At 72.0% G+C, this 400-nt stretch carries 1 pseudogene; it reads left to right on the forward strand.

Annotation, left to right across the window (positions count from 1 at the left end):
- A pseudogene (locus FVA95_RS29510) lies at nucleotides 1–400 on the forward strand (DDE-type integrase/transposase/recombinase); the annotation flags it as partial.

Genomic DNA, 400 nt, shown 5'->3' on the forward strand with positions numbered 1-400 from the left:
AGACCCGTGTCGGTCTGGTGCGGCGAATCGTACGGCTGCGCTGGCGGCACCGGCTGGGCCCGGTCCAGATCGCCGGGTGCCTGGGCATGGCCGCCTCGACCGTGCACGCGGTCCTGGTGCGCTGTCGGATCAACCGGCTCTCCCACATCGACCGGGGCACCGGGGAGCCGCTGCGCCGCTACGAGCACCCCCACCCCGGCTCGCTGATCCACGTCGACGTCACCAAGTTCGCCAACATCCCCGACGGCGGGGGCTGGCGCTACCTGGGAAGACAGCAAGGCCGCCGCAACCAGGCGGCCACCGCGCGGCGCACCGGTCAACGGGGCAAGTACTACCGCCCGGCCATCGGGACCGCCTACGTCCACACCGTGATCGACGACCACTCACGCACCGCCTACGC

The organism is Pseudonocardia sp. EV170527-09, assembly GCF_008369905.1.
Taxonomy (GTDB): Bacteria; Actinomycetota; Actinomycetes; order Mycobacteriales; family Pseudonocardiaceae; genus Pseudonocardia.